We start from the raw sequence: 15444 nt of genomic DNA on the forward strand, positions 1-15444 counted from the left end.
GGTACTGGCTGCCCAACTGGTCGAGCAACGGGCTCAGGCGCTCGGCGGTCAGGTGTTCCAGCGTGCGGATCGGCCGGCCGTTGGGCAGCACATGGAAGGGCAGGCTCGAGACCTGCACCACGCAGTCCTGCAACAGCGGCGGGTTGCCCGGGTTGAACAGCAGGTCGCGCAGGCCGCGCTCCTTGCCGAGGTTCATCTGCTGGGTGAGGTTGTTCGCCGACTGGCTGGCATCGACCAGCAACACCTGGCCGCTGCTCATCTGCGCCAGTTGACTGGCCAGCGCCAGCGCGCTGGTGGTGGTGCCGGCGCCGGGGTTGGCGGCGGTCAGGAACAGAATGCGCAGATCGAGATCCAGCACGGTCGAAGTCAGATTCGATTCGCTGGGGCTGGCGATGCTCAGGCTTTTATTGGTTGAACCGTCCATTAGCTTGCTCCGTGGCCGCTGAATACTTTGAAGGGGGTTTTCAACAGAATCTTCAGATCAAGCAGAAGGCTCTGCTCGGCGATGTAGCTGAGGTCCAACTCAACGCGCTGGTCGAAGTCGATGTTGCTGCGTCCGGAGATCTGCCACAGACCGGTCATGCCGGGGTAGATCGCCAGACGCGCGAGGTGATTGTCCTTGTAGCGGTAAGCATTGAACGAGGTCGGGCGAGGGCCGACCAGGCGCATGTCGCCGGTCACCACGTTGATCAGGTTGGGCAGCTCATCGAGGCTGGTGCGCCGCAGAAAACTGCCGATGCCGGTGACGCGCGGGTCCTTGTCGATCTTGAAGTCGATGGCGTCTGCCCCGTGCTTGTTCAGGTGGCGCAGCGACTCTTTGAGTTCTTCGGCGTTGCTGACCATGGTGCGGAACTTGAACATGCCGAACTTGCGCCCGCGATAACCGGTGCGTTTCTGCACGAACAGCACCGGCCCCGGGCTGGTGAGCTTGATGGCCAGGGCCAGACCCAGCAGCACCGGCGAGATCAGCACGAGAATCGTCAGCGCGCCGAGGCAGGCGACCACCCGATTGGTCCGCGACAGCTGCCATGGGCGGCCGCCATCGCGGCCGCTGAGCCAGCCGCGACCCTGACGGTGGATCGCTGCGTCCAGGCGCATGCGATGTTCCGGGTCGACGCGCTTGTCAGGGCGCATCTGTGCAATCGACACACTTCTTTCATGTCCAGTCATGGCGTCCTCCGCATTCAATCAGCCGCAAGCGGCGCACGGGCAGTGGGGTAGTAGTCGCGGAACCAGGCGATGAAGCGGCCCAGTCCTTCATCCAGTTCTATCCGGGGCTGGAATCCGGTGGCCTGGGCCAGATCGCTGGCCTCGGCGCAGGTGTTGAGCACGTCGCCCGGTTGCAACGGCAGCAGCTCGACAATGGCTTGCTGATCGAGATGTTTTTCCATCAGCGCGAGGTAGGTTTTCAGCGCGACCGGCTGCTGCCCGCCGATATTGAACAGGCGCCACGGCGCCATGCTGCTGGCCGGGTCGGGCTGCTCGCGATCCCACTGCGGATTGGCTTGCGGTGGCTGATCGATGAGGCGAGCGATGCTTTCGATGATGTCGTCGATGTAGGTGAAATCGCGCTGATGCTCGCCGTAATTGAACAGCTTCAGCGGCTCGCCTTCGCTGATCGCCCGGGCGAACTGGATCGGCGACATGTCCGGCCGCCCCCAGGGCCCGTACACGGTAAAAAAGCGCAGGCCGGTGCAGGGGATGCCGAACAGATGGCTGTAGCTGTGCGCCATCAGTTCATTGGCTTTCTTGGTCGCGGCGTACAGCGACAGCGGATGGTTGACGCCATCCTTGACCGAGTAAGGCGTGTGCTGATTGGCGCCGTACACCGAACTCGACGAGGCATAGATCAAGTGCTCGACCGGGTGGTGCCGGCAGCTCTCGAGAACGTTCAGGAAACCGTTGAGATTGCTGTCCAGATACGCCCGTGGATTGTCCAGCGAATAACGCACCCCGGCCTGCGCAGCCAGATGGATCACCACTTGTGGCAGCTCGCGGGCAAACAGCGCGTCGATCGCTGAAGCGTGGGCCAGATCCACCGTGGCCAGCGGAAAATCGCCGACCTGCTCGCGCACCCACTGCACGCGATCGTGCTTGAGCTGCGGGTCGTAGTAGTGATTGAAATTGTCCAGGCCGACCACCGAATGCCCGTCGCGCAGCAAGCGCAGGACGCAATGGGCACCAATGAAACCGGCGGCACCGGTCACCAGAATCTTCATGGCCGCAGCCCTTCAGGGGCGATGTGGCGCAGACCGATGCCGCTGTAATGCAGGCCGGCGGCGGCAACCTGTTCCGGGTTGTACAGGTTGCGCCCATCGATGATCACCTTCGAACGCAGCTTCTCGGCGAGCAGCTCGAAATCGACTACGCGGAAGTTTTTCCACTCGGTGCAGATCACCAGCGCATCGGCGTCTTCGAGGGTATCGTCGCGGGTCGCGCACAGGTGCAGGTCGTTGCGGTAGCCGTAGATGCGCCGGCACTCGGACATGGCTTCCGGATCGTAGGCCTGCACGCTGGCGCCTTCGGCCCACAATGCATCCATCAGATAACGGCTCGGGGCTTCGCGCATGTCGTCGGTGTTCGGTTTGAACGCCAGGCCCCAGACCGCAATGGATTTGCCGGCCAGGCCCTGGGGAAACTGCGCGCGCAATTTGCTGAACAGGATGTGCCGCTGGCTGTCGTTGACGTCGGTGACGCTGCGCAGCAGTTTCAACGGCATGCCGTTGTGTTCGGCGGTGTGCAGCAGGGCACGCAGATCCTTGGGAAAGCACGAACCACCGAAGCCGCAGCCCGGATAGATGAAGTGGTAGCCGATGCGCGGGTCGGAGCCGATGCCTTTGCGCACCGCTTCGATGTCGGCGCCGAGCAGTTCGGTGAGGTTGGCCAGTTCGTTCATGAAACTGATGCGGGTGGCGAGCATCGCGTTGGCCGCGTACTTGGTCAGCTCGGCGCTGCGGTTGTCCATGAACATCAGTTTTTCGTGGTTGCGACAGAACGGCGCGTACAGCTCGCTCATCTGCTCGCGGGCAGCGTCATCGCGGGTGCCGATGATGATCCGGTCCGGGCGCATGCAGTCGGCGAGGGCGCTGCCTTCCTTGAGAAATTCCGGGTTGGATACCACGCGCACCTGCAGCTCGGTTTTGCCGCGCAACAGCAATTCGCTGGTGGCCGTGGCCAGGACTTGATCGGCAGTCCCGACCGGCACCGTGGATTTGATGATCAGCGTGCGATCGGCCTCCATCAGGCCGGCAATTTGCCGGGCGACGTTGAGCACATGGCTGAGGTCGGCAGAGCCGTCTTCGTCCGCCGGGGTGCCGACGGCGATGAAAATCAGCTCGGCGTGAGTCACCGCATCACTGGCCTGAGTGCTGAACAACAAGCGCCCGGCCTTGATGTTTTCTTCAAGTGTTGCGGACAGGCCTGGTTCACTGATGGGCGGCACCGCTTGTTGCAGTTGTTTGATCTTGTTCGGATCAATATCAATGCATAAAACCCGATGGCCGACATCGGCAAGTGCAGCGGCTTGTATAAGTCCGACATAGCCAGTGCCAAATACGCTCACGTCCATCTGCGCACCTCAATAAAACCAGAAAAGTTAATTACGGATGAGATTGTTAAAGGGGTATAGCGCAGGGTTTGGAAAGCGTGTCAGCAAAATGACATGTTGCACGGGTATAACACTTGAGGCGTTTTTGGCGATTGGCCATCAAGTCATTGCTGCGATTGAATTTGTTGTTTTCTTGCAGATTTGTTCAGATTCTATTTAACCGACAGACGGTCTAAGTCCCCGAAATCAAAGGCTTTAATCGCTACAGGTGTGTCAGATTTGAGTCACCGTTTTTTTGACGCTTTATCCGGCTATCAGTCATTTCTTGCGCTTTGATGGCCGGGTGCTAGTGTCAGGTTCTGACCGACAAAGCTTTGACAACCTCCCATTTCGGACGGCCGGTATCGCCATGTTCAAATACGCCAAGGAACTGCTTTTAGTTGCCTATCTATTGCTCTTTTCCGACTATTACCTGGATCGGTTAAATGCTATCGGGTGGGGTTTGAATGTACTTGTTTTTGGCGCGATGTTTTTGGCGCTTACTTTTGCTTTATATCTAACTGCCTATATACGTCAGGCTCTCGTTCGACATGCATTCGCATTAACGATGTTTGCCGCAGCGGTTTTTTTTGATGTTTACACCCGTGTCACCGCGGATTACCTGAGGTACAGCGATTTCGTTTCGCTGGTGTACTCCGGCGGCTTCATTCAGGAAGCCGCGTATCAGTATCGCGATGCGATTTTGCGCGCGGTGCTCAGTGGCTTGCTGCTGTTATTCGGCATCGGACTCAAGCCGCGTCATGCGCTGTTCATACCCAACACGTTGCGGGTCGCAGCGCCCCTCGTCGGCGTACTGATGCTCAGCGGATTGTTGTTTCTACGAGCGGGTGAGGGCGCACGTGGGTTGCCGATCATGTACACGCCGCTGGCCTACCTGAACCTGTTTGCCTATGAAGCGTTGCATGACACCGTCGGCCCGCGTGAATCGGTGACGCTTGCGCGCGCCACGCCCGCCGTCGGCCATGACATTGTGCTGATCATCGACGAAAGCATTTCCGGCAATTACCTCGACATCAACGCGCCGTTCGGCGTGCACAGCAACCTCAAGCAAGCGCCGGCCGGGGTCGATGTCTTCAACTTTGGTTATGCCGCGTCCATTGCCAACTGCAGCGCCGACACCAACGTCACCTTGCGCTACGGCGGCACCCGCGCCGACTACAGACGCATCAACAGCACGTTGCCGTCGATCTGGCAGTACGCGAAAAAGGCCGGGCTCGGCACGGTCTACATCGACGCCCAGCGCACCGCCGGCAACCTGCAGAACCTGATGACCGCCGCCGAGAAAAATGACATCGACAGTTTCGTGCAATTCGACCAGACCAGCGTGCGCGACCGCGACATGGCGGCAGCGGCGAAGCTGATCGAACTGCTCAACGACAATCGCCCCGAGCTGATCGTGATCAACAAGGTCGGCGCGCATTTTCCGGTGCATGACAAGTACCCGGACGCGTTCATGGCCTACCGGCCAACGCTGCCCCGCGGACAGTTCACCGAAGTCGCCGACACTGGCGAACGCACCGGTTTCAACGGCCATCCGGATGACTGGGTGCTGTATCGCAACGCCTACAAGAACACGCTGTTGTGGAACGTCGGCGAGTTCTTCGCCCGGGTGTTTGCCCAGGCCAATCTGGACAATGCGCTGCTGATCTACACCTCCGATCATGGCCAGGATCTGCATGAGCGCGGCAACCCGGGCTTGAATACCCATTGCGGCGGCGACCCGGTGGAAGAGGAGGGGCTGGTGCCGCTCGTGGTGATTCAGGGTAGTGGCCTCAGGACGCCGGACTGGGCGGCGAATCTGCCGGCAAACAAGGACCGCTCCAGCCACTACAACATCTTCCCGACACTGTTGCAGGTGATGGGCTACGACTTGGGCGCAATCGAAGCGGTGTATGGCAAACCGCTGAGCGTGCAGACGGCGGATGAGTTCACCTTCAACTACCGCTTCAATGCGCGTTTGGGCGCCAAGCCTGAGTGGAAGCATATCGATCTGGGCAGCATCGTGACGCCGGAGCGGGCGCCGGCGAGTGTGGCTTCGGGGCAGTGAGTTCTGGATTGCTCGGGCGGGCCTCTTCGCGAGCAGGCTCGCTCCCACAGGGGATTGCATTCCAGGGTGGGAGCGAGGCTGCTCGCGAACAAGTCGGGACAGGCTGCGACAGTCTCAGCCCTTGTTGAACCGCGCCCGATACTCCCCAGGCGCGCACCCCAGCCAGCGCGCGAAAGCCCGGTTGAATCCCTGCACATCGCTGTAACCCAAGCGATCCGCCACTTCGACCAGCTCCAGCGCCCCGGACTGCAACAAGTCCTCGGCCCGATAGCGGCGATGCTCATCAAGCAGTTCGCTGAAAGTCCAGCCCAACGCCTTCAAACGCCTTGCCGCCGTGCGCTCAAGCACATGCTGTGTAGCACAGAACTGCTGCCAATCCGCTGAAGCCAGATCTTCGATCAGATAATCGCTCAGCTGTCCGAGCAAGGTCGATTCACTGAAACATCGGGTTTGTTCCAGCAGATCGACAAGCGTTGTTTCCAATGCCGGATTGCCCGGTGTCAACGGCATCACGAACAGCTGAGGATCCAGATAAATCGCCGCCCATGACTGCTCTGCGCTCACCGGGGTTCGCAACGCCGATACATATTCCTCGCGGCTGGCCGACACCAGCGCCACACCCAGCACCGGATCACGATTCACGCCGCTGGCGAGCAACTTGCGCCGCACCAGACTGCAAAGGCTGACGAGGATGTAATCGGTCAGCGCCGCCGGAGCACCAAGACTGCCGGCTTCGACCAAGCGCAGTGTTACGCCGCCATCTTCACGCAGGATTTGCACACGGAAATGTCCGTTGAAAAACGCAAAGTACTCGGCGAAAAACTCACAGGCACGTTCCAGCGACACGGCGACATCGAACAGATAGGTCAGTCCATTGGTGGCCGTCGAAACGAAGCGTTCACCCGCCGCCAGACCGATCAGTGGATCGCCGCTCTGTTCCACGGCAAACGCCCAGAAGCGCCGCGACATCAGCAGCGGCATGCGTGTGAACGGCGTGCGCAGATCGAACAGGCTGCGGCGCAGTTGTGCTTCGATTGCGCCTTGGCTAATGCCGCGCGCGAGCAATTCTTCAATGGCCGGAAGCAAGGTCGGCGCGTAAAAAGCGTTAACGGATTGCGGATGGGTTTTGCTCATGTTGCGCGCGCGTCTCCCGTCGCTCCGTTAGCCGCCAGCAACCGCTGATCGACGCTGAGGATCGCCTCAATCATTGCCCGCGCTGCTGGCGTCCGGGTAAAACCGGCGCGGCTGACGATGCCATAACCCAGTTGCAGCGCCGGCTCGTCATGGGGGACGTCGACAAAGTCGAGCAGCTCGATCAGGCCGCGATCAAGTTGTTCACGCAAGGCCTCAAGCGTGGCCAGCCCCACCGCGTCGGAGCGCAGCACTACGCGCTGGATCGCGTCAAATTGTGCGCACTCGACGCTCGGGTTGAAGTCCTGCTCACCAAGGATATCGGCGAGCACCTTGCGGATCATCGGTGGAATGCGCGTGCCGACGATCGGGTAATCGAGCAGGGCGCGCAATCGCAGGTCTCGTTGCGCGAGGAGCGGATGGCCGGCGCGACAGAAAAACCGTCCCGGCCGCGTGCGCAGCAGGTGCACCTGATACTGCGGATCGCTGACAAAGTGCCGCGCATCGGCGACGAAAAACTCGATCTGCTGCTCGCGCAACCACAGCGTCAGCTGCTGCCAGTCGCCCTGATGAAACCGCGTGCGAATCGCCGGATGCGCATCAATGAAGTCGGCCAGCGCTTCCGGCACCAGCACCTGCGCCGGATACGGACCGCAACCGAATTGCAGTTCGCCGCCGGTGAGGCCGTTGTATTGCGTCAATTCGTTGTGCAGCGCCTGGCTGCCAGCGAGCAGGCGCCGCGCATGTTGCAGCACCAGCTCGCCTTGCCCGGTCAGGCGAAATTCGCGGCTGCTGCGCTCAACCAGCTCGCAGTCAAGGTCACGCTCCAGAGTCTGGATGCTGCGGCTGAACGCCGGTTGACTGAGGTTGATCGCCTCGGCGGCGCGCCCGAAGTTGCGGTAATCAGCGAGGGCGACCAAGTGGCGAAGCTGGCGAAGATCCATCATGCGTCTCCTGCATTTTGCGGATACTTTTAATGCATTGGATCGATAGCACGTCCGCTGGCATAAGTACACGCCTGTTCTTCGATGGCACGCCTTCATGTCTCGGTCTCTGTTCGCCTCCAGCGCCTTTACCCGCACGATTCTCGCGCATGCTCGCCAGTCCGGACTGTGCCCGCAACGCTTGATGGCGCGCGTCGGGATCTGCCCGTCAGTGCTCGCCGGGCAGCATCAATTGATCGCCGCACAAGCGGTTGAACAGTTGTGGCGTGAGTGTGAACGGTCAGGGGTAGCGCCGACGTTTGGCTGTGAACTGGCCGACGGGATGGCGACCGATTGCCTGCAAGGACTGAATATTCTGCTCGACTCGTCCGCGACCTTGCGGGCCAGTCTGAAGTGCTTCATCGACTGCTTGCCAAGGGTGATCGATTACGTTGCGGTGGAATTGGTCGAGGCGGGCGATTTTGCTCATTTGCGCCTGCGTTCGCAGCAGGGGCAGTTGCATCATTTCGCTCTGGATGCGGCAGTGATAACGCTGGTGCGCAACATTGCCCGTCGACTCGGCGGGGCGCCTGGAGATTTGTTTGTGAGTGTCAGCCTGCGCCCGGCGCAAATGGCCGGTGGCTGGCTGCGTGGAGTGGGTATCGCGGTGGAGCAGGGCGAACATCTGTGCCTGACCTTGCCGCGATATAGCCTCGATCAGGTCTTGCTTGGCGCCAACCCGTTTCTGCACCAGAGCATGCTGCGTCACTGGCACGCTGAAACTCGCGCACCTGCGCGTGAGGACAATCTATCGATGGCGCGGCACTGGCTGACGGCGGGTGATCAACCGATCGAACGGATAGCTGAGCGGCTGGGTTATCGCCAGCCGAGCAACTTTATCCGCGCGTTTCGCAAACAGTTCGGGATTACGCCGAAGCAGTTTCGGTTGAATCCGGGGCAGGTTTGTTGAAAGCAGGATTGAGGTGATTGATCGTTATCGAGGGTGCCAGCAAGATTTACCCCCTCACCCCAGCCCTCTCCCCCAAGGGGGCGAGGGGGAAAGGGAGCCGATCTTCATGGCGGTCGGAATCTGAGTTCAACTCGGTATCCCACGTCGGCGTATCTCGTACATCCAACACGGTCAGTCCCCTCTCCCTCCGGGAAGGGGGCTTATGAATCATGGGAGCTGATGTGCGTGTTATTCAAAATTGCATTCAACTCGTTATCCCACGTCGGCGTATCTCGTACATGCAACTCGGTCGGTCCCCTCTCCCTCCGGGAGAGGGCTAGGGTGAGGGGCTTTTGACTTAAGGCGTGACGATATTGAACTGCGGCCCGAACGTCTCCAGGCTGCCCATCAATAATCCGAATTTCTGACCATTGCCCTGCAACTTCACCAGTCCTTTTTGCATCGCCGTCGGGAAGTCCAATTGTTTCAGGCTGATCTTCTCCAGCGTATCGCGGCTCAGGCTGACGCTCGCATCCGCCGCCGGATTCAGACCGGCGCGGTGAGTCAGCACGCCGTTGCGCAAGGTCAGGGTGAAATCCTTTTGCACATCGTCGAACGTCCAGTTCAGCGTCAGGTCATGGGCCACGGCTTTGTCGCTGTCCAGGCGTACCGCGAGGTAGTCGAAGAACATTTCCGGACTCATCGCCCGGACCATATCCACCGATACGGTATTGGCTGACTGCGGCGGCACGCCGTTGCGCAGCTCCATCGCACCGGTCAGGTACATGTTGCGCCAGGTGGCGTTCTCGCTTTGATAACCCAACTGCTCCAGCGTCTCGGCTTGAGCGTTGCGGGCATCCGCGTTGTCCGGATCGGCGAACAGCAACTGGTTGCCCAACTGCGCGGCCCATCGGTAGTCAGCGCTGGCCATCGCACCGCCCATTTTCTCCAGCACCGACGCGGCACCGCCCATGGCCTCGACCGAGCGTTTAGCCGCATCCACCGGAGGCAGCGGATTGAGGTTGGCCGGGTTGCCGTCGTAGAAACCCATGTAGCGCTGATACACCGCGCGCGTATTGAAACTCAGCGAGCCGTAATAACCACGGGTGTACCACTTCTGATCGAGCGAGCCGGGCAGCTTCTTGATTGCTTCGGCAATTTCCAGCGGCGTCAGGCCCTGGTTGAGCAAGTGCAGGGTGCGGTCGTTGATGAACGCGTACATGTCACGCTGATCGGCGAGCAGAGTACGAATCCGCTCGCCACCCCAGGTCGGCCAGTTGTGCTGAGCGAACAGCACGTCGGCCTTGTCACCGTAGCGCATGAGGCTGTCGTCGAGGTATTGCGACCAGGCTTTGGCATCACGCACCTGCGCACCGCGCGGGGTGAGGATGTTGTGCATCATCTGCGTGGCGTTTTCGGCCATGCACAAGGCTTTCAGCTGCGGTAGATAAAGGTTCATTTCCGCTGGCGCTTCGGTGCCCGGGGTCAGCTGGAATTCGACTTGCAGGCCAGCGATGGTGCGGGTTTCCAACGGCTCGGCAATCAGATCGGTAGGCGCGATCAGTGTGACCGTGCCACCGCTGGGCGCGCTCTTGCCGAGGCCAGCGTCGACCTGGCCGTTTTCACTGCGCGGCAACAGGCTGCCGAACTGGTACTGCGCGCGGCGGCTCATGGCGTTGCCGGCCATGACGTTCTCGCTCATCACGTGTTCCATGAAGCCGACCGGCGCGTAGACCTTGACCTTGCCGGACTTGACATCGGCCTCGTCGATCACCCCGCGCACGCCGCCGAAATGATCGACATGGGTGTGGCTGTAGATCACCGCGACGACCGGTTTGCGCGGGCGATTGGCGTAGTACAGGTCCAGCGCAGTCCTGGCGGTTTCGGCCATGGTCAGCGGATCGATGATGATCAGCCCGTCGTCACCTTCGATGATGGTCATGTTGGCCAGGTCGAGACCGCGCACCTGATACAGCTTGCGGCTCACCTCGAACAGACCGGCGTGGGCATTGAGCTGTGCCAGTCGCCACAGGCTCGGATTGACCGATTCCGGCGCCTTGTCTTTGGCGAGGAAATCATAGGCATTGACGTTCCAGATGACTTTGCCGGCGGCATCCTTGATCTGGCCCTTGAACGGTGCGATCAAGCCTTTGCTGACGGATTCGAAATCGGTGCGGTCGCTGAAAGGCAGGGTTTGCAGCACGGCAGCGTTGCTTGCGGCGGTTTGCATGCTCGGCGCCACCGGACCGTCAGCAGCGAGCAACGGCTGGCTCAGGCAAGCGGTGATCAGGCAGGTCAGCAGGCCGCGCGGGCTCAGGATGAAACGGGGCATGGGTGTCTCCGGTTTATTATCGTTATGGCCGAACAGCCAGCAGCGTAGGGCGCGTGCCGGCGTTGGCGATGATCATCAGCGGACAAAAACCATTCAGGGCCGCTATCCTAGGCCCAGGTTCACTGATCGGGTTTGCCCATGCTTGAGGTTCGCGACGTTTTCAAAAGCTATGCCACGCCACAGGGATTGTTGCCGGTGCTGCAAGGCGTCGACCTGACGCTGGAGGCCGGTGGCAGCCTGGCACTGATGGGCGAATCGGGCAGTGGCAAAAGCACGCTGCTGCATCTGGTGGCGGGGCTGGACAAGGTCGACAGCGGCAGTATTCGCAGCGGCGAACATCGCCTGGAAGCCATGAGCGAAGCGCAACTGGCGAACTGGCGGCGCACGGAAATCGGTCTGGTGTTTCAGCAGTTCAACCTGATCGGCAGCCTGCGCGTGGAAGACAACCTTGCCTTTCAGGCGCGCCTCGCCGGGCGCCATGAGCCGCGCTGGCAAGCGCATCTGGTGCAGCGTCTGGGTCTGGGCGATCTGCTCTCGCGGTATCCCGAGCAACTCTCTGGCGGCCAGCAGCAACGAGTCGCATTGGGCCGCGCATTGGCTTCGCAGCCGAAATTGCTCTTGGCCGATGAACCCACCGGCAGCCTCGATGAAGCGACCAGCGATGAAGTGCTGCGGCTGTTGCTGGAATTGCTCGATGACACGCCGACGACTTTGTTGATGGTCACTCACAGTCAGCGCGTTGCGGCACGTCTGGCTCAGCGCGTGGTGTTGTCGAACGGACGGGTCGCCTGATGATTTGGCGGCAAACCCTGCGCGCGCTGCTCAGCCACTGGCGGCGTCATCCTGTGCAGTTTTTCAGTGTGCTGACCGGGCTGTGGCTGGCCACCAGTCTGCTCACCGGCGTCGAGGCGCTGAACAGTCAGGCGCGCGACAGCTACGCGCGGGCCAGCCAGATGATCGGCGGCGAACCGCAAGCCAGCCTCAGCACGCCGAATGGGGCACTGTTTCCCCAGCGCTGGTTTATCGAGCTGCGCCGTCAGGGCTGGCCGGTGTCGCCGGTGTTGCAGGGCCGGCTGACGCTCAAGGGCCACGAAGACCAGCGGATTCAAGTGATGGGCATCGAGCCGGTGTCGCTGCCGTCGGATTCCGCAGTAGCCGGGCAGGCGATGCCGATCGAGCGCATCGTCGAATTTTTCAGCCCGCCGGGCAGCGCCTGGATTTCCCCGGACACGATGCAAATGCTCGGCTTGCGCGAAGGCGATACAGCGCAAACCGTGAACGGCCAGACCCTGCCGCCGCTGCTCGCGCAGAAGGACATGGCGCCGGGCCTGTTACTGGTCGACATCGGCGCAGCGCAAAGACTGCTCGACCAACCCGAGCAATTGTCGCGACTGCTGCTGCCCAAGGACTTTCATCAAGAATTACCAGCGAGTTTCACCGATCGCTTGCAGCTCAAGAGCAGCGGCGAAGAAAACAATCTCGCGCGGCTGACCGAGAGCTTTCACCTCAATCTCGATGCCCTTGGATTTTTGTCGTTTCTGGTCGGCCTGTTCATCGTCCACGCTGCCATCGGCCTCGCTCTGGAACAGCGTCGAGGCTTGCTGCGCACGTTGCGTGCCTGTGGCGTCAGTGCACGAATGCTGATCGCATGTCTGGTGGTTGAACTGGGTGTGCTGGCGCTGATCGGTGGATTGTTCGGTGTGATCAGCGGCTATTGGCTGGCCAGCGTGCTGCTGCCGGACGTCGCCGCCAGCCTGCGCGGTCTGTATGGCGCGGAAGTGGCGGGGCAGTTGCGTTTGAGCCCCTGGTGGTGGTTCAGCGGCATCGGTCTGAGTCTGCTCGGCGCGTTGCTGGCCGGTGCCAACAGTCTGTTGCGGGCGGCGCGCCTGCCGTTGCTGGCGGTGGCCGATCCGCAGGCGTGGCATCAACAGTATTCGCGCTGGTTGCGCCGGCAGGGTTGGCTGGCGACGGCACTGCTGGCGATTGCGCTGGTGGCGCTGATCTGGGGCGACAGCCTGAGCAGCGGTTTCGTGCTGATGGCCGGGCTGTTGCTCGGTGCCGCGCTGGCCTTGCCGGTGTTGCTCAGCGCGTTGTTGAACCCGTTGCTCGGGCGCAGTCGTTCGGTGCTCGGCCAGTGGTTTCTCGCCGACTGCCGCCAGCAACTGCCAGCCCTGAGTCTGGCGCTGATGGCGCTGCTGTTGGCGCTCGCCGCCAATATCGGCGCCGGCAGCATGACCGCCGGTTTTCGGCAGACCTTCAACGACTGGCTCGAACAACGCCTGAGCGCCGAGCTGTACATCAATCCGGCCAACCCGGCGCAGGCCCGCGAGATGCACAGTTGGCTCAAGCAGCAGCCCAACGTGACCGCTGTACTGCCCAACTGGCAGGTTTCGGTGACGCTGCAAGGCTGGCCGGCCGATGTCTACGGCATCATCGACCACTCCTACTATCGCCAGCACTGGCCGCTGCTCGACAGCAGTGGCAGCGATCCGTGGGGCAAACTGGCCACGGATGACGCGGTGATGCTCAGCGAACAACTGGCACGACGCCTGAAGTTGCGGCCGGGCGAGCATCTGAACATTCCCACGCCAAACGGCACGTGGTCGCCGCGCATTGTCGGCATCTACGCCGACTACGGCAATCCGAAAGGGCACGTGCTGATCAGCAGCGAGCACCTGTTGCGCGGCTGGCCGCAACTCACGCCCAACCGCTTCAATTTGCGTATCGATCCAGCACAGATTCCGGCGCTGCTCAACGCCTTGCAGGCGCGTTTTGCGCTGGATGACAACCGCATCGTCGATCAGGCGAGGCTCAAGGGCTGGTCGGTGCAAGTCTTCGAACGCACCTTTGCCGCGACGGCGGCGTTGAACAGCCTGACCCTCGCCGTGGCCGGCGTGGCGCTGTTCATCAGTCTGTTGACCCAGAGCCAGAGTCGCCTCAGTCAACTCGCACCGCTGTGGGCGCTGGGCGTGACGCGCAAACAATTGATGCTGCTCAACCTCGGCCAGACCTGGCTGCTCGCCGTATTGACGTTGCTGTTGGCGCTGCCGTTGGGCATTGCTTTGGCGTGGTGCCTGGATGCGGTGATCAATGTGCAGGCATTCGGCTGGCGCTTGCCGTTGCGGGTGTTTCCTTTGCAGTTGTTGCAACTGATGGGCCTGGCCTTGCTGGCGACTCTGTTGGCCTCGGCATGGCCGCTGTATTCGCTGTACCGCACGCAACCGGCGGACTTGCTGAGGACGTTTGCCCATGAGGACTAAATGGCTCGTGCTGATGATTGCGCTGCTGCTCGGTGGCTGCGATCAGCCTGCACCCGAGGAGAAGGGCTTTGCCGGCATGGGCGATCAGGCGCAATCGTTCACCCCGGTGGTGCCCGGTCGGGTATTCAGTTTCCCTGCCGATCACGGCGCGCATGATGGTTTTCGCATCGAGTGGTGGTACGTCACCGCCAATCTCAAGGATCAGCAGGGCAATGATTTCGGCGTGCAATGGACACTGTTCCGTAGCGCCCTGAAACCAGTCGCTGAGCAGGCCGGTTGGGGCAACCAAACGATCTGGCTGGGCCATGCGGCAGTCACTTCGCCCTCGGTGCATCACGCCGCCGAGCGCTACGCCCGGGGCGGAGTTGGGCAGGCCGGCGTGCGCCTGGCGCCGTTCGAAGCGTGGATCGATGACTGGATGTTTGCCAGTCAGGCGCAGGATCCGTTGCGCGATATGCAACTCAGTGCTCGTGACAAGAATTTCGCTTATCAACTGCGCCTTACCTCCAGCCGACCGCTGGTGCTGCAGGGCGATCAGGGTTTCAGCCAGAAATCCGAAGAAGGCCAGGCGTCGTATTACTACAGCCAGCCATTTTTCCAGGCCAGCGGCACGCTGCAGATCGACGGCCAGACCTATAACGTCAGCGGCCCGGCATGGCTCGATCGCGAGTGGAGCAGTCAGCCACTCACCGCCAATCAGACTGGCTGGGACTGGTTCTCGCTGCATCTGGACAGCGGCGAACACGTGATGCTTTATCGCATGCGGCAGAAGGACGGCGCGCCTTATCTGACCGGCACCTGGATCGCCGCTGACGGGCAAATTCAGACGTTGCACAGCGAGCAGATCAGTCTTGTGCCGCAGGACACTGCCAAGGTGGCTGATCGACCGATGCCGGTGAAATGGTCGATCCGCATTCCCGACAAGCAACTCGATATCAGCGTTGATGCGCTCAATCGCAATGCCTGGATGGATTTGCGTATTCCGTATTGGGAGGGGCCGGTGAAGATTGATGGCAGTCACCCTGGCCAAGGTTATCTGGAAATGACCGGATATTAACGGTAGGTGCAGTTTCCCTGTGGGAGCGAGCTTGCTCGCGAAGGCTTTTTGTCGAGCGATGATTTGTTCTGCTTGACCGGGTACATATCCGTTGCTGCGGTAACGGCTGCTTAGGGTTTCGCCCTTACGGCGACTTAC

At 61.1% G+C, this 15444-nt stretch carries 12 protein-coding genes; 5 read left to right on the forward strand and 7 right to left on the reverse strand.

From position 1 onward, the window contains the following. The 4 genes from OQK_RS20900 to OQK_RS20915 form a co-directional block, all read right to left on the reverse strand. Positions 1-424 (reverse strand): cobyric acid synthase CobQ (locus tag OQK_RS20900; protein WP_016774100.1); only part of this gene is annotated, 424 nt, incomplete at its 3' end. After that, positions 424-1170 carry a sugar transferase gene (locus OQK_RS20905; RefSeq protein ID WP_016774101.1) on the reverse strand — a complete coding sequence of 249 codons (747 nt, stop codon included), beginning with the start codon at positions 1168-1170 and terminating at the stop codon, positions 424-426. The genes OQK_RS20905 and OQK_RS20900, both read right to left, overlap by 1 nt. A 14-nt stretch (positions 1171-1184) precedes the next feature. Further along, on the reverse strand, positions 1185-2219 hold the full coding sequence (locus OQK_RS20910; RefSeq protein WP_016774102.1) for an NAD-dependent epimerase: 1035 nt from the start codon (positions 2217-2219) through the stop codon (positions 1185-1187). Continuing rightward, complete coding sequence (locus OQK_RS20915; protein WP_016774103.1) at positions 2216-3568, reverse strand: UDP-glucose dehydrogenase family protein; 1353 nt, start codon at positions 3566-3568, stop codon at positions 2216-2218. The genes OQK_RS20910 and OQK_RS20915 overlap by 4 nt, the downstream gene beginning before the upstream one ends. A 388-nt stretch (positions 3569-3956) precedes the next feature. Here OQK_RS20915 and OQK_RS20920 point away from each other — a divergent pair, with 388 nt between their 5' ends. Continuing rightward, complete coding sequence (locus tag OQK_RS20920) at positions 3957-5654, forward strand: sulfatase-like hydrolase/transferase (protein ID WP_016774104.1); 1698 nt, start codon at positions 3957-3959, stop codon at positions 5652-5654. Positions 5655-5768: 114 nt separating this feature from the next. On the opposite strand, the gene OQK_RS20925 is transcribed toward OQK_RS20920, so the two are convergent. Together OQK_RS20925 and OQK_RS20930 are read right to left on the reverse strand one after the other, a co-directional pair. Beyond that, the gene (locus OQK_RS20925) at positions 5769-6788 is read right to left on the reverse strand and encodes an AraC family transcriptional regulator (protein ID WP_016774105.1); all 1020 of its coding nucleotides are present in this window, start codon (positions 6786-6788) and stop codon (positions 5769-5771) included. Next, positions 6785-7729: a LysR family transcriptional regulator gene (locus OQK_RS20930; RefSeq protein WP_016774106.1), complete on the reverse strand. Its 945-nt coding sequence runs from the start codon at positions 7727-7729 to the stop codon at positions 6785-6787. Before OQK_RS20930 ends, OQK_RS20925 begins: the two co-directional genes overlap by 4 nt. A gap of 97 nt (positions 7730-7826) precedes the next feature. Between OQK_RS20930 and OQK_RS20935 the strand changes: the two genes are divergently transcribed. Then, on the forward strand, positions 7827-8678 hold the full coding sequence (locus OQK_RS20935) for an AraC family transcriptional regulator (RefSeq protein WP_016774107.1): 852 nt from the start codon (positions 7827-7829) through the stop codon (positions 8676-8678). Between the two features lie 337 nt (positions 8679-9015). Here the strand turns inward: OQK_RS20935 and OQK_RS20940 are convergent, their stop codons facing one another. Further along, positions 9016-10989 (reverse strand): alkyl/aryl-sulfatase, encoded by a 1974-nt coding sequence (locus tag OQK_RS20940; RefSeq protein WP_016774108.1) that lies wholly within the window; start codon positions 10987-10989, stop codon positions 9016-9018. 138 nt (positions 10990-11127) lie between these two features. On the opposite strand from OQK_RS20940, the gene OQK_RS20945 reads away from it, so the two are divergent. The 3 genes from OQK_RS20945 to OQK_RS20955 are packed head-to-tail and all read left to right on the forward strand — an operon-like array spanning position 11128 to position 15306. After that, complete coding sequence (locus tag OQK_RS20945) at positions 11128-11781, forward strand: ABC transporter ATP-binding protein (protein WP_016774109.1); 654 nt, start codon at positions 11128-11130, stop codon at positions 11779-11781. After that, positions 11781-14249, forward strand: coding sequence for an FtsX-like permease family protein (locus OQK_RS20950; protein WP_016774110.1), 2469 nt, complete (start codon positions 11781-11783; stop codon positions 14247-14249). The genes OQK_RS20945 and OQK_RS20950 overlap by 1 nt, the downstream gene beginning before the upstream one ends. Beyond that, positions 14239-15306 (forward strand): lipocalin-like domain-containing protein, encoded by a 1068-nt coding sequence (locus OQK_RS20955; protein WP_016774111.1) that lies wholly within the window; start codon positions 14239-14241, stop codon positions 15304-15306. The genes OQK_RS20950 and OQK_RS20955 overlap by 11 nt, the downstream gene beginning before the upstream one ends. Positions 15307-15444: the final 138 nt, after the last annotated feature.

This window comes from Pseudomonas sp. R62 (assembly GCF_000257605.1).
Lineage (GTDB): Bacteria > Pseudomonadota > Gammaproteobacteria > Pseudomonadales > Pseudomonadaceae > Aquipseudomonas > Aquipseudomonas atacamensis.

Coding starts and splice junctions, on each gene's coding strand:
- OQK_RS20930 (WP_016774106.1), bottom strand. CDS start 7,729: ATGGATCTTCGCCAGCTTCGCCACTTGGTCGCCCTCGCTGATTACCGC.
- OQK_RS20945 (WP_016774109.1), top strand. CDS start 11,128: ATGCTTGAGGTTCGCGACGTTTTCAAAAGCTATGCCACGCCACAGGGA.
- OQK_RS20915 (WP_016774103.1), bottom strand. CDS start 3,568: ATGGACGTGAGCGTATTTGGCACTGGCTATGTCGGACTTATACAAGCC.
- OQK_RS20910 (WP_016774102.1), bottom strand. CDS start 2,219: ATGAAGATTCTGGTGACCGGTGCCGCCGGTTTCATTGGTGCCCATTGC.
- OQK_RS20935 (WP_016774107.1), top strand. CDS start 7,827: ATGTCTCGGTCTCTGTTCGCCTCCAGCGCCTTTACCCGCACGATTCTC.
- OQK_RS20955 (WP_016774111.1), top strand. CDS start 14,239: ATGAGGACTAAATGGCTCGTGCTGATGATTGCGCTGCTGCTCGGTGGC.
- OQK_RS20905 (WP_016774101.1), bottom strand. CDS start 1,170: ATGACTGGACATGAAAGAAGTGTGTCGATTGCACAGATGCGCCCTGAC.
- OQK_RS20925 (WP_016774105.1), bottom strand. CDS start 6,788: ATGAGCAAAACCCATCCGCAATCCGTTAACGCTTTTTACGCGCCGACC.
- OQK_RS20950 (WP_016774110.1), top strand. CDS start 11,781: ATGATTTGGCGGCAAACCCTGCGCGCGCTGCTCAGCCACTGGCGGCGT.
- OQK_RS20940 (WP_016774108.1), bottom strand. CDS start 10,989: ATGCCCCGTTTCATCCTGAGCCCGCGCGGCCTGCTGACCTGCCTGATC.
- OQK_RS20920 (WP_016774104.1), top strand. CDS start 3,957: ATGTTCAAATACGCCAAGGAACTGCTTTTAGTTGCCTATCTATTGCTC.